13 protein-coding genes and 2 pseudogenes are annotated in these 21,861 nt (G+C 74.7%); 10 read left to right on the top strand and 5 right to left on the bottom strand.

Annotated elements, in window-relative coordinates; translation table 11 throughout:
* The first annotated feature begins 249 nt into the window (after positions 1 to 249).
* Entirely contained in the window at positions 250 to 996 is a 747-nt protein-coding gene (locus tag ACIQV3_RS02440) for a GntR family transcriptional regulator (RefSeq protein ID WP_403708909.1), read from the top strand.
* Positions 997 to 1,522: 526 nt separating this feature from the next.
* Here ACIQV3_RS02440 and ACIQV3_RS02435 read toward each other — a convergent pair.
* Positions 1,523 to 1,988, bottom strand: a pseudogene (locus ACIQV3_RS02435) (hypothetical protein).
* 144 nt (positions 1,989 to 2,132) lie between these two features.
* Positions 2,133 to 2,414, bottom strand: coding sequence for a putative T7SS-secreted protein (locus ACIQV3_RS02430; RefSeq protein WP_403708907.1), 282 nt, complete (start codon positions 2,412 to 2,414; stop codon positions 2,133 to 2,135).
* Positions 2,415 to 2,461: 47 nt separating this feature from the next.
* Here ACIQV3_RS02430 and ACIQV3_RS02425 point away from each other — a divergent pair, with 47 nt between their 5' ends.
* Positions 2,462 to 5,722: a DEAD/DEAH box helicase gene (locus ACIQV3_RS02425; RefSeq protein ID WP_403708905.1), complete on the top strand. Its 3,261-nt coding sequence runs from the start codon at positions 2,462 to 2,464 to the stop codon at positions 5,720 to 5,722.
* Positions 5,723 to 5,814: 92 nt separating this feature from the next.
* Here the strand turns inward: ACIQV3_RS02425 and ACIQV3_RS02420 are convergent, their stop codons facing one another.
* Positions 5,815 to 6,537, bottom strand: coding sequence for a hypothetical protein (locus ACIQV3_RS02420; RefSeq protein ID WP_403708903.1), 723 nt, complete (start codon positions 6,535 to 6,537; stop codon positions 5,815 to 5,817).
* Positions 6,538 to 6,763: 226 nt separating this feature from the next.
* Between ACIQV3_RS02420 and ACIQV3_RS02415 the strand changes: the two genes are divergently transcribed.
* From ACIQV3_RS02415 to ACIQV3_RS02385, 7 genes and pseudogenes are all read left to right on the top strand, one after another.
* The gene (locus ACIQV3_RS02415) at positions 6,764 to 7,561 is read left to right on the top strand and encodes a CoA transferase subunit A (RefSeq protein WP_403708901.1); all 798 of its coding nucleotides are present in this window, start codon (positions 6,764 to 6,766) and stop codon (positions 7,559 to 7,561) included.
* A gap of 1 nt (position 7,562) precedes the next feature.
* A pseudogene (locus tag ACIQV3_RS02410) lies at positions 7,563 to 8,281 on the top strand (CoA transferase subunit B).
* 206 nt (positions 8,282 to 8,487) lie between these two features.
* A complete protein-coding gene (locus tag ACIQV3_RS02405) occupies positions 8,488 to 9,834 on the top strand; it encodes an alpha/beta hydrolase family esterase (RefSeq protein WP_403708900.1) in 1,347 nt (448 codons plus the stop codon).
* A gap of 78 nt (positions 9,835 to 9,912) precedes the next feature.
* Positions 9,913 to 11,331: a tannase/feruloyl esterase family alpha/beta hydrolase gene (locus ACIQV3_RS02400; protein WP_403708898.1), complete on the top strand. Its 1,419-nt coding sequence runs from the start codon at positions 9,913 to 9,915 to the stop codon at positions 11,329 to 11,331.
* A 127-nt stretch (positions 11,332 to 11,458) separates the two neighbouring features.
* Positions 11,459 to 12,226: a 3-hydroxybutyrate dehydrogenase gene (locus ACIQV3_RS02395; RefSeq protein ID WP_403708896.1), complete on the top strand. Its 768-nt coding sequence runs from the start codon at positions 11,459 to 11,461 to the stop codon at positions 12,224 to 12,226.
* Between the two features lie 212 nt (positions 12,227 to 12,438).
* Positions 12,439 to 13,098: an NADPH-dependent FMN reductase gene (locus tag ACIQV3_RS02390; protein WP_403709158.1), complete on the top strand. Its 660-nt coding sequence runs from the start codon at positions 12,439 to 12,441 to the stop codon at positions 13,096 to 13,098.
* 117 nt (positions 13,099 to 13,215) lie between these two features.
* The gene (locus tag ACIQV3_RS02385; protein ID WP_403708894.1) at positions 13,216 to 14,661 is read left to right on the top strand and encodes a glyceraldehyde-3-phosphate dehydrogenase; all 1,446 of its coding nucleotides are present in this window, start codon (positions 13,216 to 13,218) and stop codon (positions 14,659 to 14,661) included.
* Between the two features lie 55 nt (positions 14,662 to 14,716).
* Here the strand turns inward: ACIQV3_RS02385 and ACIQV3_RS02380 are convergent, their stop codons facing one another.
* Positions 14,717 to 17,635 carry a LuxR C-terminal-related transcriptional regulator gene (locus ACIQV3_RS02380; RefSeq protein WP_403708892.1) on the bottom strand — a complete coding sequence of 973 codons (2,919 nt, stop codon included), beginning with the start codon at positions 17,633 to 17,635 and terminating at the stop codon, positions 14,717 to 14,719.
* Between the two features lie 598 nt (positions 17,636 to 18,233).
* On the opposite strand from ACIQV3_RS02380, the gene ACIQV3_RS02375 reads away from it, so the two are divergent.
* Positions 18,234 to 20,258: a putative Ig domain-containing protein gene (locus ACIQV3_RS02375; protein ID WP_403708890.1), complete on the top strand. Its 2,025-nt coding sequence runs from the start codon at positions 18,234 to 18,236 to the stop codon at positions 20,256 to 20,258.
* 227 nt (positions 20,259 to 20,485) lie between these two features.
* On the opposite strand, the gene ACIQV3_RS02370 is transcribed toward ACIQV3_RS02375, so the two are convergent.
* Positions 20,486 to 21,811, bottom strand: coding sequence for a CoA transferase (locus ACIQV3_RS02370; protein ID WP_403708888.1), 1,326 nt, complete (start codon positions 21,809 to 21,811; stop codon positions 20,486 to 20,488).
* Positions 21,812 to 21,861 lie beyond the last annotated feature (50 nt).

The following is a 21,861-nucleotide window of genomic DNA, read 5'->3' as shown; positions in this document are numbered from 1 at the left end:
GGGTCCAAGGCAGGGGTTCACTTGTCTGAACAAGTTGGCTCCAGTTCGCCCTGGATCCCTGTACGGCCGGTGAACGGCGGCTGTCTCGCGGTGCACGTCTCGACGAAGACCGGGAATGGCCGGATCCGAACGTGACGTACGACCCTCATGATGATCTTCACGCCCGGTGCCTAGGCTGACCGGGAAGCGGGCGGCCGGCGCACGGCGCGCCCGTCCACGGCACATCCACACGAGGGGGAACAGGACAGCATGGCTGCGGTGCGGTATCTGGAGATCGCCGAGGCACTGCGCCGGTCGATCCTCTCCGGCCAGTACCCGGTGGGCGCCCAACTGCCCTCGGAGAGCGATCTGGCGGCGCGCTGGTCGGCCTCCCGCGGCACCGTCCGCCAGGCCGTGGCGACGCTCGCCGCCGAGGGACTGATCGGCTCGCGGCAGGGGGCCCGCAGGATCGTCCTGCGCCACGAACGCAAGCACAGCTTCGGCGAACTCAACAGCTTCGCCCAGTGGGCCGAGGGAGTCGGCCACCAGGCCGCGAGCCGCTTCCTGTCGCGCACCCGCCGCCCGGCGACCGCCGAGGAGGCGGACCGGCTGGCCCTGCCGCCCGGCACGGAGATCCTCGCCGTCCTGCGGCTCCGACTGCTCGACGGGGAGCCGACGATGGTCGAACGCACCGCCTACGCCGACTGGGTGGCGGCGGCGGTCGAGCAGATGCCCGAGGACTGCCGCTCGGTGATGGACGGGCTGGCGAACGACTCCGGGATCGTCGCCCACTACGGCGAACACCTCATCGACGCGCTTCCCGCCGGCAGCGAGGACGCCAGGCTGCTGGAAATCCGCCGCGGGAGCCCGCTTTTGCGCCAGCGGCACGTCTCCGCGACCCGTACGGGCCGCCCCATCGAGTGGTCCGACGACCGTTACCGGGCGGGCAGCGTCACCTTCAGTGTGAACAACTCGGCAGTAGCAACACCCCTGGAGCGCCGGGCCGGGGACCGCTAGGAGGTGGGACCGATAGGAGGTGGGACCGCTAGGGTGTCCTCACCGCCGGGCGGCCGCGACGAGCACGGCCTCGGCGGTGGCCCGGACCGGGGTGCCGGTGGCGTCCACGACGAAGTCCTCGACCCCGGCCCGCTCCGACACGCGCCCAACCTGCCCCGAGCGGTTCGGGCCAGGCGGTTTCGCGGCGGCCGCGGGCCCAGGGGCCCGCCAGACGGGCGCGGTCCCGTAGTTGTAGAACGGACCGGCGAAAGGCTCCGCCCTCCGCGGGGCGAGCACCTCCGCGGCACTCGCCATGGTGCTCGTCCTCGGCCTCGGCCTCGGCGGCGCGGCCGGCGCCGCCCCCGCACCGCCCCAGGCGACGGCCGACATCGCGCAAGCCACAAGGCCGCCTCGGTGCGGTGGTACTACAGGGGCAACTACCAGTGGCACCTGTGCCACGCGTACCGCCTCCACTGGGTGAGGACCGGCCAGATACGCGGCTACCAGTGCGCCATGCACAAAGGGAGTCCGTCGCATGGCACCGCGCCTACTGGCTGGGGGCGCCGCCGATGAGGTAGTCCACCCGGCGCCGCAGGCCGTTCCAGCGCCGGTCGTGGTGGTAGGCCCGCTTGAGGGCCCGGGCGCGGGTCTTGGCCCGGCCGCCGTAGAGGCGGCGGGCCCACGGGGACGCCGGCCGGGCGAGCCGTACCGCGGCGACCATCGCGATGAGCGGAACGACCCCGCCGAGAACGGCCATCCGGGGCTTTCCCTTGAACAGAGCCACGACCGCGAACAGCAGGTTCGCCGCCGCCGACGGTCATCAGGATCACCCCCGGAACGGCGTGGTGGACGTGCAGCCCGCCCGGAGTGACGTTGCGGAACGGCCCCTTGCCCGCACGGATCATCCGGGTGATCACCCGGGTCACGGCAAAGGCTACGACGAACGCCGACAGTGCGAGGAGCAGCGGCAGCTTCCCCGGCTCCAGGACGTTGCGGTACCACCAGTGGCCCATGCCGTCACCCTCCCGGCCAGGGCCGCACCCCGCACGACGGGAACCGCCGTTCGGGGTGGGGTGGCGCCCGGGAACGGCCGTCGGGAACGGCCGTCGGGAATGGCCGCCGGGGACGGCCGTCGGGGATGGCCGCCTGCTCCGGCGTCAGCGCGGTGTGCGCGGCTCGGGCCGGGCGGGGCCCCGGCGCGGCCGGGCGGGGGCTGCCGTGAGGGCGCGCTCGTCGGAAGCGTGGAACCAGCCGGCCGGGTGCGTCGCGAACCTCTCTCGGAAGGCATCGGCCGCGGCCCCCCGCCCATGGCCGGGGTCCCAGACCGGCCGGGCGCCCGCGGAGACGCGTTCGGGCGCGCGGCCGCCTCCGTACGCAACAAGGACGGGCCACCGGCCACCGGCTGCCCGGGACCGGCCAACCGCCTGACCGGCCGTCATGATCCCCGTAAGGTGCGCAGTGGTGACCACCGACGACGGGAGCGGGCGTGACGCGGCTGGGGGACGAGCGTCGGCGGCGGAGCGGGGTCGTCGGGTACTGGCGGGCGGTCGAGTTGTTCAGCCCGCAGAAGGTGCCCGCCCTGTCCGTCCGGGACCGGGTCTACGCGGCCGGGCCGGACGGGCCCATGCCCTGGGAGAGCGGGCATCCGCTGCGGTCGGTCCCGGTCGAGCCCGGGTACGGCTGGCAGCACGTCGTCTACGGCGGTGCCTACGCGCTCGCCTCCGTACGCGACACGCTGCTCCGCGTCTTCGGGGGGAGCGGCGAGGACCACGACGGCCGGATGAACGGCGAGAGCGCGCTGTTCGCACTGACCGTCACCGACGAGGGCCGGCTGCTCCTGGACTCCCCCGTCTTCTCCTCGTGCGCCTGGGCCACCGGCCGGGCCGTGTCCCCCGGTCCCGGCGGCCGCGGCTGGCTCGACGGGTTCGAGGAGGAGGCCGACGCCTGGGTCGCCCGGGCAGCCGCGCTCGGTGAGCCCGCTTCCGTGCCCGTGGAGGGCGGGGGCGAGGACGCCTCCCCCGTCGGGTCCGGCGTCGTCACGGCCGGGCACCTGCTGGAGTTCACCGACGAGCTGGCCGAAGCCTGGGGCGTCTCCGTACCGCTGATACCCGCCGGGGTGCGCGTCCGCAGCGTCCCCGTACGGCTGGACCGCGCGGCCGAAGCCGCCGACCAGCAGGACTTCCTCAACAGCTTCATCGCCGCCGACCTCGACCTCGTGGCCCGCGAGCTCGCCTCGCGCGATCCCGGCCCGGGACTCGCCGCGTACCTCACCCCCGGCGCCGCCTTCGACAAGACCCGCCGCATCGACCTGCGCCGCGATCCCGCCGTCGCGCTCGCCGGAGTCGCCCCCACCCGTACCCCGCTCGGCCGTTGGCCGGCGGACCCGGCGCACGCGCTCGCGCTGAGCCAGCAGTTCGCCGTCAACGCCATCCACACCGAGCTGGCCCCCGGCGCCGGGATCTTCGCCGTCAACGGCCCGCCCGGCACCGGCAAGACCACCATGCTGCGCGACTGCTTCGCCGCTGCCGTCGTCGAGCGGGCCCGGCGCCTCGCCGCGCTGCGCCTGCCGTCGCAGGCCTTCGCCGAGCAGGCCCCGTACGTGTGGAAGAGCGGCGACTACACCCGTACGGTCACGCCGCTGCGCCCGGAGTTCACCGGCTTCGAGATGGTCGTCGCCTCCGCCAACAACGGGGCCGTGGAGAACATCTCCACCGAGATCCCCGCCCGCGAGGCGCTGGGCGATCCGTGGCGGGACGACGCCGACTACTTCGCCGAGCAGGCGACCCGGCTCCTCAAGGGCGAGCCGGCGTGGGGCGCGGTGGCCGCCCGCCTGGGCAGCAAGAAGAACCGCCTGGAGTTCGTCAACCGCTTCTGGCACGGCAAGTACCGCCAGACCGACACCGACGCTCCTCCCCCGCAGCCCGTTCCCCCGCAGCCGGACGGCCGCGGCCGCCGGCCGCGCAACGCCTGGATCGACAGCGGCAGCGGCCTCTCCCACCTCCTGCGCCAGTGGCGCGACACCCCGCAGGCGGGCGTGTGGCGCGAGGGAAGGCAGCGCTTCGAGGCCGCGCTGTCCGAGGTGGAGCGGCTGCGCTCCGAACGGGCCGTCGCCGCCGAGGCGTACGAGGGACTCACCACCGCGTACGAGGCCCTGCTCAGGGCGCAGCTCGCCGTACCGCGGCACGAGGCGGAACTGGCCCGCGTACGGGAGACCCTGCCGCCCGCCGAGGATGCGCTGGCCGGCTCCGAACAGGCCTTGGCCCGGGCCGAGCAGGCCCATCAGGCGCATCTGGCCCGCCGCCCGGGGTTCACGGTGAGCCTCTTCACCCTGGGCCGGGCGGCGCGCGCCTGGCACGCGGAGGAGGCCGGCGCGGCGGACCTGGTCGCCGACGCACGCCTGGCGCGCGACGCGGCCCAGGCCGAGCGGGACGGCGTACGGGGCGCCGTGGGCGCGGCGGCGGCCCGGCTGCGCGCCCGTGAGGCGGCGAGGGAGGCGGAGCGCACCCGTGTCGCCCGGGCGGAGCAGACCGTCGCGGCGGCCCGCGGACGCTGGGGCGAGGCCGTACCGCAGGACGCGTGGCTCACCGACGAGGACGCGGCGCGCGAGCTCGCCGCCCCCTGGTCCGACCCCGAGATCACGGCCGCCCGCACGGAGCTGTTCCTCGCGGCCCTCCACCTCCACCAGGCCTTCCTGCGGTGCACGGCCCGCACCATGTACGCCAACCTGATGGCCGGCATGGACGCCGTCGCCGGAGCGGTGCCGAAGACGGTGCCCGAGGCGCACCTGCGGGCCGCGTGGCAGAGCGTGTTCCTCGTGGTCCCGGTCGTCTCGACGACGTTCGCCTCGCTCGACCGGGTCTTCGGGCGACTCGGGCCGGAGGCGCTGGGCTGGCTGTTCGTCGACGAGGCCGGGCAGGCGACGCCCCAGATGGCGGTGGGCGGCATGTGGCGGGCCCGGCGCACCGTCGTGGTCGGCGATCCGCTGCAGCTCGAGCCGGTCGTGGTCCTGCCCTGGACGGCGCAGCGCGCCCTGCGCGACGACTTCGGCGCCGCCGAGGAATGGGCACCGAGCCGCACCTCGGTGCAGCAGCTCGCCGACCGTGCCAACCGCTACGGCACCCTGCTGCCGGCCGAACTGCCCGACGGCAGCCACGAGGTGTGGGTCGGTTCACCGCTGCGCGTGCACCGACGGTGCGACGACCCGATGTTCTCCATCAGCAACGCCGTCGCCTACGACGGCCTGATGGTCCAGGGGACGGCGGAGCGCGATCCGTACGTCTACCGGCCGGCGAGCAGCTGGGTGAACGTGGTCGGCGCGGAGGCCGACGGGCACTGGATCCCGGAGGAGGGGCGGGCGCTGCGGCGCGTGCTGGAGCGGCTGCGCGACGAGGGCGGCGTGGACCTGGCCCGGGACGTGTTCGTGATCAGCCCCTTCCGGCAGGTCGTGGCGGGCGCGAAGGGGGTGTGCCGGGACCTGATGCCGGCCGAGCGGGTGGGTACGGTCCACACGACGCAGGGCAAGGAGGCCGACGTCGTCGTCCTGATCCTGGGCACGGACCCGGGACGTCCGGGCGCCCGCGCCTGGGCCGCGTCCGCCCCGAACCTCCTCAACGTCGCGGTCAGCCGCGCCAAACGCCGCCTCTTCGTCATCGGCAACCTGGAGGCGTGGCGCGACCAGCGCTTCTTCTCGACGTTGGCGCAGTCCCTCCCGGCGCACACCTGGCAGGCGCCGGGCTTGCCCCAGTAGGGCCAGGCCGTCTCTTTCGGATCCGGCCCGGCACGGCACTCGGTACGGCACGACCCGCCCGGCGGGCCCGCCGGGCGGGCGGGGGCCGCCCGCTAGGGGGCGGCCGGCAGCAGGCCGTCCAGGGGGACGGGCTGGTCGCCCTTCGTGACGGCGACGGGTATGCCGCCGGTGGTCTTCTCCAGCCGCGCCTTGAACTCGGCCGAAGCGGCGCCCTCCGCGGTGGTGGTGACCTCCACCGCCGCTCCACGGCTGCTGGAGACGGTGTAGATCGGGAACTCCGCCTTCAGCCCGACGAGCTTCTCACCGGCGGCCTGGAGGACGCGGTGCGAGTACTTGCTCAGGTACAGGTCGGCCCGGGCCGGGTCCGCCCCGGGATCGGCCGCGTGCGCGGCCTCCACCAGGAGCCGGCCGCGGGCCAGGTCGGTGACGCACAGGGCGACCCGGCCCGCCGGGTGGTCGACGATCTGGGTGGCGTAGACGTCGGCGAAGGCGCCGTCACCCTGGTCCCCGATGGCCCGCGAGAGCCGCTCCCCCTCGGGGGTGTTGGCCGGGGTGCCGTCGATCAGCGCCGGCGGCGACTGCGACGCGGTGGGGTCCATCACGGGGCAGGTCCGGTCCGGGCGGGGTGAGGCGGCGGCCACCGCGCCGGGGGCGACCGGATCGGCCACGGCCGACTGGGCCGGCCCCTTTCCGCAGCCGGTGAGCAGCACGACTGCCGCGCCCACGGCCACTGCGGCCACCGCGCCGCCCTTCGCCGTCGCCGTCGCCTTCGCCCGCACCGCGCGCAGGTGTCTCCGGTTGGTTCGACGCACCATCAGCAGCTCTCCCTCGTTGTCCGTTGCCCGATCGGCACGGCTCTGACGTGCGCGGGGCTCCACCGGTTCCCCGGCGCGCCGGGCCACACAGCGGGGTGCCCCGGTGTGTGGACGGGCGCCATGGCCGGGGCGGCCCGGTGGTTCCTAGGGTCGGTCGGGCCGGCCCGGCCGCGCGCCGGCCCGTTCGGGTGGCGGCGGCCCGGGACCGGGCGGAGGAGGGCGTTCGATGGGACTGGACAAGGTGGTCGCGAGCGCGGCCGGGGCGGTGGCGAACATCCCCGCCGGAGCCTCGCTCGCGGTGGGCGGCTTCGGGTTGTGCGGAGTGCCGGGCGTGCTGATCGGCGCGCTGCTGGAGCGTGCGGAGGTGCGCGGTCTGGAGGTGGTGTCCAATAACTGCGGGGTGGACGACTGGGGGCTTGGGCTGCTGCTGCGCGAGGGCAGGATCGCCCGGATGACCAGCTCGTACGTGGGCGAGAACAAGGAGTTCGCCCGGCGGTACCTGAGCGGCGAGCTGGAGGTGGAGCTGGTCGCGCAGGGCACCCTCGCCGAGCGGCTGCGGGCCGGCGGCGCCGGCATCCCGGCGTTCTACACCCCGGCCGGGGTCGGTACGCAGGTCGCCGAGGGCGGGCTGCCCTGGCGCTACCGCGCCGACGGGGGCGTCGCCGTGGCCTCGCCGCCGAGGGAACTGCGGAGCTGGGGCGGCCGGGAGTACCTCCTGGAGGAGGGCATCACCACCGATTTCGCCCTCGTGCGGGCGGCGGCCGGGGACCGGCACGGCAACCTCGTCTTCCACTCCTCGGCCCGCAATTTCAATCCCCTCGCGGCGATGGCGGGGCGGATCACCATCGCCGAGGTGGAGGCGCTGGTCGAACCGGGCGAGCTCGGTCCGGACGCCGTCCACCTACCCGGCGTGTTCGTCCAGCGCGTGGTCCTGGTGGATCCCGGCGATCCGGCGGCTGAGCGGCGCGTGGAGCGGCGCACGGTCCGGCCGGCCCTCGTTCCCGAACAGCAAGGCGGAATGTGACATGGCTCTGACGCGTGAGCAGATGGCGGCCCGCGCCGCCCGGGAACTGTCCGACGGTACGTACGTGAACCTCGGGATCGGCCTGCCGACCCTCATCCCCAACCACCTGCCGCCGGGCGTCGAGGTGGTGCTCCAGTCGGAGAACGGCATCCTGGGCGTGGGCCCGTACCCGCCGGCCGACCAGGTGGACCCGGACCTGGTCAACGCGGGCAAGGAGACGGTGACCGTCCGGCCGGGGGCCGCGTTCTTCGACTCCGCGCTGTCCTTCGGCATGATCCGCGGCGGGCACGTGGACGCGGCGGTGCTGTGGGTGCCATGCAGGTATCGGCCTCGGGCGACCTGGCGAACTGGATGATCCCCGGGAAGATGGTCAAGGGGATGGGCGGCGCGATGGACCTGGTGCACGGTGCGCGCCGGGTGATCGTGCTCATGGAGCACACCGCCAAGGACGGCACGCCGAAGCTCGTGGAACGGTGCACGCTGCCGCTGACGGGGCGCGGCGTCGTCCACCGGGTGATCACCGACCTCGCGGTCCTCGACATCACCCCGGCGGGCTTCCTCCTGCGCGAACTGGCGCCCGGGGTCTCGCTGCACCAGGTCCGCGCGGCGACGGACGCGGAACTGGTGGTGGAGGCGGGGGCGGCGGCCGAGCCGGTGGAGGCGGCGGGTTCCTCATCCACCGCCCCTCGTGCGCTGCCAGCCGCCGTGCTCGTGCCATGAGTTCCCCGATGCTCATGTACCCCAGTAGATCAGGCCGTTAGCAGCGGACCGGAGCCGCCCGCAACCCTCGTGGCCCCCGCAAGCCGGGGCCACGTATGGCACTCCGCACCATGCCGTCGCGGGAGGGGCCGGTCCTACGGTGGCGGGCACCGCAGGCCGCCCCGGGTGACGGGGCCCCGCCCTGCCCGCCACCTCAGGGAGCCGCCATGCCCTCGCGCAGCAGACCGTCCGACACCCCGCCGTCCGGCCCTACGCCGCCCGGCCCGACGTACGGGCGCGCGCGCCGCGCTCTCGTGCGGCTGCTCGCGCTGGCGTTGCTGGCCGTGGGCGGGGTGCTGGCCGGACCCGTGTCCCCCGCCCGCGCCGCCGTCACGCTCCAGCGGGTCACCGCCTTCGGCGCCAACCCCGGGCAGTTGGGCATGTACGTGTACCGGCCGGCCTCCCTCCCGGCGGTTCCAGCCGTGGTGATAGCCCTGCACGGCTGCACGCAGAACGCCCAGACCTACGCGGACAACTCCGGCCTGCCCGAACTCGCCGACCGCGACGGCTTCCTGCTGGTGCTCGCGGAGACCAGCTCCGCGAACAACCCGAGCAAGTGCTTCAACTGGTTCCAGGCCGCGGACAATCGGCGCGGCCAGGGCGAGGCCGCGTCCATCCGGCAGATGGCCGCGCACGCCGCCTCTGCCTACGCCGCCGACCCCGCCCGGACCTTCGTCACCGGTCTGTCGGCCGGCGGCGCGATGACCTCGGTGATGCTCGCGGCCTACCCGGACGTGTTCGCGGCCGGTGCGGTGATCGCCGGGCTGCCCTACGACTGCGCCAAGGGCAGCAGCCCCTATACGTGCATGAACCCCGGTGTCGACAAGTCACCAGCGGCCTGGGCCCAGTTGGTGCGCGACGCGTATCCGGCGTGGACCGGACCGTGGCCCCGGGTGGCGATCTGGCAGGGAGACGCGGACACCACCGTCGTTCCCCGCAACGCCGATGAACTGCGCGACCAGTGGACGGCGTTGCACGGCCTCCCGCAGACCCCCGCCCGCACCTCCGTCATCGGGCCGGACGCGACCCGGCAGGAGGAGTACACGGCCGCCGACGGCTCGGTGTCCGTGGAGGTGGACCGGGTCCCGGGCATCGGGCACGGCACCCCGGTCGACCCCGGTTCCGGTCCCGGTCAGTGCGGGCACACGGGGGCGGCATACTTCCTCGCCTCGATCTGCTCCGCCCACTGGATCGCGAAGTTCTTCGGCCTGGACGCCTCCACGACCGACCCCGATCCAGATCCAGATCCCGATCCCGATCCCGATCCCGATCCCGATCCCGATCCCGATCCCGATCCAGACCCTGACCCCGACCCCGACCCCGGCGAACCCGCCGCGTGCTGGAAGGCGAACAACTACCAGCAGGTGCGGGCGGGCCGGGCCACGACCGACGGGAGCTACGCGTACGCCAGGGGTTCGGGGCAGAACCTCGGCCTCTACAACCTCTACGTCACGCACACCCTGAAGGAGTCGCCGGCCGGCTACTTCGTCATCGCCGACACCGGCTGCCCCTGAGCCGCCGGTCCGCCGGTCTCGCCCCAGCCCCTCGCCAGCCCCTCGCAACCTTCCCCGCACACCCTCTGGAGGCCCCCCGTGCCACCGCCCACCCGTGCCGTCGCCACCGCCGCCGCGGCCGTCGTCCTCCTGGCCTCGGCCCTGCCGGCCCTCCTCGCTCCCCCGGCCGCCGCCGGCGAGGCCGACGGCCACTGCGCCCGCCGGGCTCGCCTTCACGTCCCGGGAGCCGAACACCAGCAAACCTCCTGCCTGGCGGAGTTGACCACCGCGGGCACGGTGGCCTCCGGGCACACCGATCCGGCCGACTGGGCCGGACTCACCCCCAAGGACCTGGCCGTCCCGACCGGCGTGCCGGGGATCCAGATCGACGGCTACTTCCCCGACACCGCCGCCCCGGCCGCCGTCCCCAACACCAATCACGGCTGGAACCACGACGCGCAGTTCGTCATCCGGCTGCCCGACCGCTGGAACGGCGGACTGGTCGTCGCCGGCTCCCCGGGCGTGCGCGAGCAGTACGCCAACGACCGGGCCATCGGCGACTGGGTGCTGGCGCGCGGCTACGCCTTCGCCGCCACCGACAAGGGCAACACCGGGGCCGCCTTCCACCGCGACGGGCAGAGCCCCGGGGACGCCGTCGCCGAGTGGAACACCCGGGTCACGGAGCTGACCCGGGCCGCCCGTACGGTCGTCGCGCGGCGCTACCACCGGGCGCCGAGCCGCATCCTCGCCACCGGCATGTCCAACGGGGGCTACCTGGTGCGCTGGCAGCTGGAGAACCATCCGGAGCTCTACGACGGCGGGGTGGACTGGGAGGGCACCCTGTGGCGGGCCGACGGGCCGAACCTCCTCACGTTCCTGCCGCCGGCGCTGGCCGCGTACCCCGCCTACGCGGCGGGCGGCCCGCAGGCCGGGCGGGCGCACGAGGCGATGCTCGCCGCCGGTTTCCCGGCCGGTTCGGAGTTCCTGTGGCCGTTCCACCACCGCTATTACTGGGACCTCACCCAGCGGATCCACCGCGAGGAATTCGATCCGGGCTTCGATGGTGCGGCCGAGGCAGGGACCCCCTTCTGCGCGCCCGGCACACCGGCTTGTGACGCCGACTACGCCTACGCGGACCGGCCCGCGGAGGTCCGGGGCGCCGTCGCGAAGACGGCCCTCACCGGCCGGATCGGCAAACCGCTGATCACCCTGCACGGCACCCTCGACGTCCTGCTGCCCATCTCCCGGGACTCCGACGTCTACGCCGAGATGGTCCGCGGGGCCGGCCGCGGGGCGCTGCTGCGCTACTACCGCATCGAGGGCGGCACCCACGTGGACTCGCTCGTCGACGCCTTCCCCGACCGGCTGCGCCCCCTCACCCCCTGCCACCGGTCCGCCTTCACCGCACTGGAGGACTGGATCGGCCGCGGTGTGCGGCCGCCGCTCGGCCACACCGTCCGGCGCGATCCGGCGGCCACCCCGGCGGCCCTGCTCACCGGGTGCCCGCTCGACGCCTGAGGCCGAACCGGTCCGGGCCGCCCGGCCGGCAACCGGGCCCGCATGGTGATCGTCTCCATAAGGGCGCCGCCGAGTGTGGGGTGCGGCACCGTGGGCGGCGCCCGGGCCCCTCCCTACGCTTCCAGCCATGACGAGCGAACTTCCTTCCCCCACCCGGTTGCGGGGACGCGTGGCCCTGGTGACGGGCGGCGGCAGCGGCATCGGCCGGGCGTGCGCGGTGGCCCTGTCCGAGGCCGGGGCCCTCGTGCACGTGGCCGATGTCGACGCCGAGGCGGCGAAGGCCGTCGCCGGCCTCGTCGGCGGGTACGCCCACGCCGTCGACCTGGCCGATCCCGCCGCCATCGGGGAGCTGCCCGGCGCCGTCGACATCCTGGTCAACAGCGCCGGACTCCAGCACGTCGCCCCGATCACCGAGTTCCCGCCCGAGCGTTTCACCCTGATCCAGCAGGTGATGCTCACCGCGCCCTTCCTGCTGCTGCGCCACGTGCTGCCGCACATGTACGCCGCCCGCTGGGGCCGCGTGGTCAACATCTCCAGCGTCCACGGACTGCGCGCCAGCGCGTACAAATCGGCCTACGTGGCGGCCAAGCACGGACTGGAGGGGCTGAGCAAGGTCACAGCGATCGAGGGGGCCCCGTACGGGGTCACCAGCAACTGCATCAGCCCCGGCTACGTCCGCACCCCCCTGGTCGAGGGGCAGATCCTGGACCAGGCCGCCGCGCACGGCATAGCCGCCGGGGACGTGCTCTCGGAGGTGCTGCTGACCCGGTCGCCGATCAAGCGGCTCATCGAGCCCGAGGAGGTCGCGGCGGCCGCCCTGTGGCTGTGCGGTCCGCACACCGGGTACGTGACGGGCACCTCGCTCCCGCTGGACGGCGGCTGGAGCGCGGGCTGACCCCGCCCGGCTGCCCCGCCCGGCTTGCCCCCCGGCTTGCCCCGCCCGTCTGACCACGTCCGTCTGACCCCGCCCGGCCCGCCCCGTCCGGGTGACAGCCCGTGCGCCGCGCCGCGGGGAGCACCGGCCGGTCCCGTACGGTCCCGCACGTGACCGATGCGAACCAGCCCCAGAGCCCGAAGTTCCCGACGGATCCGGCCGCCCCGGATTCCCTGAACGTCACCACCGGACCCGACGCGCTACGGGTCCTCGTCCTCGCGGGATCCTCCCGCGAGGGCTCCGTGAACGCCCGGCTGGCCGCGCTCGTCGCCGGTCAGGTCGAGCGGTCGGGCGCGGTCGCGGACCTCGCCCGGATCGGGGACTTCGTGATGCCCACCTACGACGGCGACGCCGAGCAGGCGGACGGCCAGCCCGCCGGGGCGGCGGCCCTGCGCGAGCGGCTGCTCGCGGCGCAGGCCCTGGTGATCGCCTCGCCCGAGTACAACGCCTCCGTGCCCGGCGTCCTGAAGAACGCCGTCGACTGGGTGTCCCGGTTCCGGCCGCAGCCCTTCAAGGACAAGCAGACCCTGCTGGTGTCCGCCTCCCCGTCGATGATCGGCGGGAACCGCGGGCTCTGGGCGCTGCGGGTCCCGCTCGAACACCTCGGGGCCCGCGTGTACCCCGACATGTTCAGCCTCGCCATGGCGCACTCGGCTTTCGGCGAGGACGGCGAACTGACCGATCCGGGCCTGCGCGAGCGGCTGGCCGACACGGTCGATTCCTTCCTGGCGCTCGCCGAGGCGGACACCCGCTACCTGTGCCTCCAGCGCCGCTGGTACGAGTTCCTGGGCGACGAGAGCACCTCTCCCGTGACCCAGCGCGCCGAGGGCTGAGGGCTGAGGGCTGAGGGGATGATCAGGAGGTGTTCAGAAGGTGTTCAGGGGGTGCCTGGAGGAGCGGACCGCGCGCGGGTTAGCATATGAGCGCCGCCTAGCTCGAAAGATAATTCTGTGACTGTCAATGACGACTCGTTCACCAACTGGAAGAACCGCGAGAAGATCGCGGAGTCGATGATCCCGATCATCGGCAAGCTGCACCGGGAGCGGGACGTCACGATCCTCCTGCACAGCCGCTCCTTGGTGAACAAGTCCGTGGTGAGCATTCTCAAGACCCACCGTTTCGCGCGCCAGATCGACGGCGAGGAGCTCTCGGTCACCGAGACCCTCCCGTTCCTCCAGGCCCTCACCACCCTCGACCTCGGTCCCTCGCAGATCGACCTCGGCATGCTCGCCGCGGCGTACGCGACGGACGACCGCGGTCTGTCGGTGGAGGAGTTCACCGCTGGCGCCGTCTCCGGCGCCACCGGCGACAACAAGATCGAGCGCGGCGAGGGCCGCGACGTGGTCCTCTACGGCTTCGGCCGCATCGGCCGCCTCGTCGCCCGCCTGCTCATCGAGAAGACCGGTTCCGGCAACGGCCTGCGCCTGCGTGCCATCGTCGTCCGCGGCGGCGGTGAGGCGGACCTCGTCAAGCGCGCCTCGCTGCTGCGCCGCGACTCGATCCACGGCCAGTTCCAGGGCACGATCACCGTGGACGAGGCGACCAGCACGATCATCGCCAACGGCAACGAGATCAAGGTGATCTACGCCAACGACCCGTCCGAGGTCGACTACACGGCGTACGGCATCAAGAACGCCATCCTGATCGACAACACCGGCAAGTGGCGCGACCGCGAGGGCCTGTCCAAGCACCTGCGCCCCGGTATCGACAAGGTCGTCCTGACGGCTCCGGGCAAGGGCGACGTCCCGAACATCGTGCACGGGGTCAACCACGACACGATCAAGCCGGACGAGCAGATCCTGTCCTGCGCCTCCTGCACCACCAACGCGATCGTCCCGCCGCTGAAGGCGATGGCGGACGAGTACGGCGTTCTGCGCGGCCACGTGGAGACCGTCCACTCGTTCACCAACGACCAGAACCTGCTGGACAACTACCACAGCGCCGACCGCCGCGGCCGCTCCGCGCCGCTCAACATGGTCATGACGGAGACCGGCGCGGCCTCGGCCGTCGCCAAGGCGCTGCCCGACCTCAAGGCCCCGATCAGCGGCAGCTCGATCCGCGTCCCCGTCCCGGACGTCTCGATCGCGATCCTCAGCCTGCGCCTGGGCCGCGAGACCACCCGCGAGGAGGTGCTCGACTACCTCCGCGAGGTGTCGCTGACCTCGCCGCTGAAGCGCCAGATCGACTTCACCACGGCGCCCGACGCGGTCTCCAGCGACTTCATCGGCTCGCGTCACGCCTCGATCGTCGACGCGGGCGCCACCAAGGTCGACGGGGACAACGCGATCCTCTACCTCTGGTACGACAACGAGTTCGGCTACTCCTGCCAGGTCGTCCGGGTCGTCCAGTACGTCTCCGGAGTCGAGTACCCGACCTACCCGGCGCCGGCGGTCTGATCGCCCGAGGCCCCGTAGGACCGGTTCCACCGGACGCCCCCCGAATGACCCCAGGTCACTCGGGGGGCGTACGTGCGTCCTGGCCCGGGACCCCGGCGGCGCGGGCCGCGGCGAGCTGGGTGCGCGAGCGGACGCCGAGCTTGCGGTAGACGCGGCTCAGCATGCCCTCGACGGTCTTGACCGAGATGAACATGTGCTGGGCGGCCTGCTGGTTGGTGGCGCCCTGGCAGATGAGGTCCGCCCGGCGCGACTCGGACTCGGTCAGCCTGCTCCCGCCCGCCGCGGGTCCCGTGGCCTGGCCCGGTGCCGGAGCCGATCCGCCCGCCCGGTCGAGGAGCTCCCGGGTGAGCTCCTGCCAGGGACGGGCGCCGGTGTCGTCGAAGACGGCCCGGGCCGCCTCCCAGGCCGTACGGGCGGCCGCCTGGCGTCGGCGGGCCCGCTCGACCCGGCCCAGGGCGAGCAGCGTACGGGCCTGCTCCAGGGGCAGCCCCAGCCGTTCGAAGGCGGCGGACGTGCGGTGCAGCAGGCCGCTCGCCTCCTCCACCGCGCCGCCGCGGGCCAGCAGGATCCCGTGGGCCCGGTCCAGCGCCGCCCCCGGTCCCGAGTCGGCCCCGACCCCGGCCGCGCCGGCGACGGGCCGTGCGCGCTCCAGCAGTTCGCGGGCCAGGTCGAGGCGGCCCGCGCAGGTGAAGGCCTCCACGGCGTCCGGTTGCCAGCGGAACATGCCGGGATCGGCGGACGGGACCTGCCGCTCGGCCTCGGCGACGGCCGTCAGGGAGGCCACCGCGTCGGCGACGTCCCCGGTGTGCAGCTGGACCGCGCCCATGATCCAGAGGTTGCGCGACACGTACAGTCCGTCCCCCTCCTCCTGTGAGGCGCGGGCTCCGCACGAGGCGGTGCGCAGGGCGGCCGCGAAGGATCCGGCGGCGCTCTGCGTCAGCGCCGCGGTGTACCAGGCGGGGCCCATGGACAGCCCGGCCTCCGTGGAGAGCCGTACGGCCTGATCGGCCCACGCGAGCGCCGGGGCGCACGCGCCGAGGCGGGTGTCGACCTCGGCGAGGCTGCGCCAGATGTCGACCAGGTCCTCGGCGTCGCCCTCGTGCTCGGCGAGCGCGAGCAGGTCCACGAGCCGTTCGCGCGCTTCGGCCAGCCGGTCGTCGAAGACGGCGTGCCGGGCGGCGAGGTACTGGGCGCTGTTGCGGATGCCGGAGTGCTGGGCCGGGATCCCGAGCGCGAGGGCCTCGGCGAGGGTGCCCGGCGCGTCGGCGGTGCCGAGGACGCGCTCCATCCGGGCGCGCATGGTCAGGGCGGCCGCCTGCAGGGGGCGGTGACCTCCGGCGGCGGCGAGTTCGGCGGCCCGGCCGGCCGCGCGCAGGGCCCGCTCCGGGGCCGCGTGGGCGACGTTGGCGGCGATGGCCGCACGGAGCTCGACGGCGGCGAGCAGGTCGGGGTGGCCCGCCGCGAGTTCCCGGCAGCGCGCGAGCAGCGGCTCCAGATCGGAGACGGCCTGGCCGTGGGCGTCGACGACGGCGAGCAGCGCGGTGACCTGGTCGGTGGGCTCGGCCCTGCTGGCGGTCAGCGCGTCGGCCGCCTGCCGGGCGATGTCGACGGAGCCGGCGCAGGCCGCCTCCTGGGCGGCGTACGAGAGCCTGCGGATGCGCGTGGCGGAGCGGGCCGGCGGGGTGAGTTCGGCGGCCAGGAGGAACAACTCGGCGGCCAGGGAGCGTTCTCCCGCCTCGCGGGCGGTGGTCGCGGCGGCCTCGGTGTCCTCGGCCAGTCCCTGGTCGGGCAGGTCCGCGGCGAGGGCCCGGTGACGCACCTCGTGTACGGGGTCTCCGACGGCCCGCGCGAGCGTCAGGTGGGCGGCCGCGCGCAGCGGCCGGGCCCCGGAGCGGGCGGCGGCGCGGGCCAGGGCCGCCGCCGTGAAGTGGACGGCGCTCGCCGCGTCCACGCTCAGCACCCCGGCGGCCTGGGCCCGGGCCAGGTGTTCCTCGGCGTCGGAGCGGCCCGCCCGCAGGAGGAGCGGCAGCGAGGGCCGGCTCGTCAGGGCGGCGAGCATCAGGGTGTGCCGGGCGTCGTCGCCGAGCGTGGAGCGCAGCCAGGCACCGGCCGCGTCGACCGTCTGCCCGGCCATGGCGGGCCGGTGCCGCTGGGAGGCGGGCAGCCGCGCGAGCGCCGTACAGGACACGGAGGTCAGCAGGGGGTGCCCGCCGCAGTGGCTCTGCAGGGGGCCCGCCCAGCGGGTGGGCAGGCCGTGCGCGTCGAGCAGGGCGGCCGTCTCCTCCGCGTCGAGCGGATCCACGTCGACCTGGACGGGATGCCCGCCGAGCAGCCGGGCGGCGGACTGGGCCCGGCCGTGGACGCGTTCGGTGACGATCGCGGTGAGGCCGGGTGCGGCGAGGGTGCGCAGGGCGTAGCCGAGGACGTCGGCGCTGGCCGGATCGAGCCACTGGGCCCCGTCCACGGCCAGGATCCAGCGGCCCGAAGCCAGCAGCGCGGTCACCGCGAGGCGGGCGGGCAACTGCTCGGAGGCGGCGAGCGGTTCGTCGGCGCCCCGGTGCAGGATCCGGTCGACCACCTCGTTCTGCCGGCCGGAGAGCACCGCGAGGTGGGCGGGGCCGCAGTGGGACAGCATCTGGGCGAGCGCGCCGAAGACGTGGCCGCGGTCCTCTTCGACCGCGGTGACGCGCAGCACCGTACGCGCGGAGCCGGAGCCGAAACCCGAGGCGGCTGCGGCGCCGGAGCCGCCTCTGGCGCCGGGTCCAGCGCCGGAGCCGGAGGCCGGGGCCAGGATGCGCAGCGCCTCCTCCAGGGCGGTGGTCTTGCCCGCGCCCCAGGGGCCGGCGAGCGCCACCCGTCCCTCCCGCTCCAGCGCCGCGGCCGCGCGTGCGGCCGCCCCCGGGGCCGCGTACCGGCCCCCCGCGGCCGGCGCGGGGCTGTCCGCGGGGTCGTCCCATTCCGTGTCTGGCGTCACGAGGAGGCACCGTAGGCGGCGCCGCTGCCCGTGACAACGCCGGGTGCCGCCGGGCCGGGGGATCAAGGGTTTCCCCTGATGCCAAGGGGTCCCGCTCCCGGCGATGGTGGTGCGACGGCGGGCCGTTCTCGCTCCGGGTGCGGGGGTGGCAGACCCGGAGCACCGCACCCTTCACGGGAGGAGCGGGGCGCGGTCCGGACGGCCCGCCGTACAGCGTCCCGGGCCCGGCGCGACGGGCCCGGGACGCCGTTGCGCGCGCGTGAGCCCCGGCCCCGGCGCCCCGGCCGACGCGTGAGGGCAACGCGGGCCGGGGCCGGGTGGGTTGGGGACCGGGCGCGGAGTACCGGACGCCCCGGAGCTCGCGGATCGGCATCGGCAGCGGCAGCGGCAGCGGCAGCGGCAGCGGCAGCAAGGGATTCCTCCGATGCTCGCGGTACCGGCCCGGGATCACTCTGTTGGCCACCCCGGAGTGCGCAGACACCGCTCCCCGACCTCCGCGCTCCGCGCTCCGGGGACGTGAACGGGTCCCGTGCTCCCCCACGGGACGCCCATCCGTACCGGCCCACCCCTCCGGTCCGCCCCCCATGAAGGGATTTCCGTGCGAAATCTGCCAAACAGGCCCAAGTGGGCCTCTGTTGCGGCTGCCTCGGTCACGGCCGTCGTCGCCCTCGGCGGCCTCAGCGCCCTGCCCGCTCAGGCCACCCCGGCCGCGCGGCCCGGACCGTCCGTGTCCCCGCAGGTCCTCGAGGCCATGCAGCGCGATCTCCGCCTCTCCGCCGACGGGGCCCGGGACCGGATCGCCGATGAAGCGGCGGCCGGCAAGGCGGCCACCCTCATCCGGGGCCGGGTCGGCGACCGGGTGGCGGGCATGTGGTTCGACGCCTCCACCGGGCGGCTGAACGCGGCCGTCACCAGCGCCGCGGACGCCGCGCTGGTCCGGGACGCGGGCGCCGTCGCCCAACAGGCCCGCTACGGCCCGGCCGAACTGGCCGCCACCGCCCGGGCCGTGACGCGCGACATCGGGTCCGGGATCGCGGGCGTCGTCTCATGGGGCCCCGACGTCCGGAACAACCGGATCGACGTCACGGTGAACCGGACGGCGCGCAACGCGTCCACCGATGCCTTCGTGGCCCGCCTCGCGGCCATGGGCGGCATCGTCCACGTCACGGAGTCCTCCGACAGCCCGCGGCAGCAGGCCGACCTGACCGGCGGCGAGAAGTGGGTGCCGGGCACCGAGAGCCCGTGCTCCATCGGCTTCGTCGCCACCCGGGTATCCGGGGGCGCCAAGACCTTCCTGACGGCCGGTCACTGCACCAACGACGTCAACCAGCCCGCCTACGCGAAGGACGGGACCCGCGTGGGCACGTCCAACAAGGACGGGCAGAGCAGCGTCAACGCCCGCGAGGGCGACATGGGCGTCGTCGACGTGGACCAGGCGGGATGGACCCTCTCCCCGTACGTGGCGGGCGACGCGACCCACAACGCCATCGCCGTCACCGGCTCCGCCGATGCCGTGGTCGGCACCGCGATCTGCCGCTCCGGGCAGACCACGGGCATGCGGTGCGGGGAGGTCACCAAGGTCAACCAGAGCGTGGACTACGGCAGCGTGGTCATCGACGGCCTGTCGTACTCCAACGCCTGCTCCGCGGGCGGCGACTCGGGCGGTGCCTACATCACCGCGACCGGTGGAAAGGGCGTCGGCCTGCACTCCGGCGGCGGCAGTGCCACCTGCACCTCGGGCAGCGGTGAGAAGTTCACCATCTTCCAGCCCGTGGTCGAGGCCCTGTCCAGGTTCAACCTGGCCCTGGTCGTCACCACCCCGCAGCCCGGCAACGTAACCGTCGCCGCGATCTCGGCCCAGAGCGGCGTCATCGGCGCCCGTATACCGGAACTGAAGAACAGCGCCGAGGGCGGCACGGCCCCCTACACCTGGTCCGCGACGGGCCTGCCCGCCGGGCTGGCCATCGCCTCCGCGACCGGCACCATCACGGGCACTCCCACCACGGCCGGAACCTCCAACGTGACCGTCACCGCCACCGACAACGCCGGCAAGACCGGTTCCGCCTCCTTCTCGTGGACGATCACGACCGCGGGTACAACGCTGTCCGTCACCAACCCCGGCGGCCAGAGCTCCGCCGTCGGCGCCGCGGCCAACCTGACGGTCAGGGCCACCGGTGGCACCGCGCCCTACGCCTGGTCCGCGACGGGTCTGCCCGCCGGCCTGAGCATCGGCTCGGCCACCGGCACCATCACGGGCACCGCCACCACGGCCGGTACCTCCAACGTGACCGTCACCGCCACGGACAACGCGGGCAAGGCCGCCTCCGCGACCTTCTCCTGGACGGTCAGCACCGTCACGGGCACCAGCCCGGTCCTGACGAACCCGGGCAACCAGACCGTCTACATCGGCAAGCCCGTCAGCCTCGCCCTCAAGGCCACCGGCGGCGCCGCGCCCTACGCCTTCAAGGCCACGGGCCTGCCCGCGGGCCTCAGCGTCAACGCCGCCACGGGTGTCATCACCGGTGCCCCCACCACCTGGGGCTTCGGCGGCAGCACCCTCACCGTGACCGACGCGGCGGGCAAGTCCTCCTCGGTCAACGTCACCTGGAACGTCTACTTCTAGACCGGCTCCGGGGCGCGTGAGCCGTTGCCCTGACCAGCCGCCTCACGCGCTCCGCCCGATCCGCTCCGCCCGATCCGCTCCGCCCGATCCGCTCCACCCGTTCCAGCCGCTCCACCCGTTCCACGCATGCCGCCCCTCCACACCCCGGAGACAGTCGGCACCACCCGCGGGGCCCCGGCCGACACCCTGGCCGGGGCCCCGCCCCGGCGTGCGCCCCCGCATCCGGCTCAGAGCCAGACGGCCCGGTCGGTCCCCCAGCGGGAAGGGCCCCGCTCCCATCCCAGGCCCCCGAGCGGCGAAGCCGCGTACCGCAGCGGTCCGTACCCCGACTCGGTCTCCCGCAGCCACGGCTCCGGCGCGTACCCCGGTACGGCGGGGCCGGCCGCCGGGACCTCGCGGACCAGCCACGACGCCGTTCCCGCCAGGGAGAACCGCAGGACCTGCCCACCGCCCTCCGCGAGGGCCCGTAGGACTCCGGCCGCGGCCAGGTACCCCGTCCCGTGGTCCAGGGCCTGCGCGGGCAGCACCCCGGGGCCGCGCTCGTCCCCGCAGGCCGCGGAGATCCCGTACCCCGCCTGCACCAGCGAGTCGAACCCCCTGCGCCCCGCCCAGGGACCCCGCCGGCCCCACGCGCACAGCTCGGCCACCACCAGCCCCGGCCGCTGCGACAGCAGTTCCTCCGCGCCCAGCCCGTACCGCTCCAGCGCTCCCGGCCGGTATCCGGTCACCACCACGTCCGCCCCGGCCAGCAGGCCGTCGAAGACCGCCCGGTCCCCCGTCTCCCCCAGGTCGAGGAGCGCGGACCGCTTCCCGAATCCCGTGTCCGCGTACGCGTCGTCCGACTCCGGAAGTCGCGGAGGGTCGATCCGCAGCACGTCCGCACCGAGCAGCCCGAGCGTCCTGGTGGCCACCGGCCCCGCGATGACCCGGGTCAGGTCGAGCACCCGTACCCCCTCCAGCGGCCGTGCGGAGCCCGCGGCGAGCGCGCCGAGGGGCCGCCCGCGCCCGCCCGAGACCGTACGTTCCACGAGGGGTTGCGGCGCGCCGTACTCCCGCGTCACCGCCACCGCCAGCCCGCCCGCCGCGTAGACCTCCTCCTGGACGTCCACGGCCCGCCGCCCGGCGATCGCCCGGGCCACGCCGTCCCGGGTCCCGGCCGCCAGGACCCGTACCAACGCGGTTTCGTGGTGCGCGTAGTTGGCGTGCGTACGCACCCACCCGTCGGCGGCACGCCAGAAGCCCGACAGCGGCGCGAACGTCACGGGCGGCCTGCCGTCCACCAGCAGGTGGCGCTCGCTGACGAACGCCGTGGCCACGGCCCCTTCGTCGACCCGCAGCGGAGCCACGTCGTCCGCGGTGCCGCCGGCCCGTACGGCGGCCAGCTCCGCGGCGGCCAGCGCGCACACACCCACCGTGGCCCGCGCGAGTTCGCGTACGGGCAGCGGCCCGTCCCCCAGCCCGCCGGGCCCCCGGTAGCCGACCCTCCCCGCCGCCTCCCCGGGGCCGCCCAGGGCGGCCCATGCCTGTCCGGTCCCACCGTCACGACTCGTCATGGACCCATCCTGCCCGCCGCACCCCGGCCGCCGCGGCGGGGTGGGCCGGG

It is taken from the genome of Streptomyces sp. NPDC099050, assembly GCF_044759865.1.
Lineage (GTDB): Bacteria > Actinomycetota > Actinomycetes > Streptomycetales > Streptomycetaceae > Streptomyces.
The sequence above is the reverse complement of the archived record's forward strand: the minus strand, read 5'-3'. Positions and strand labels throughout refer to the sequence as shown.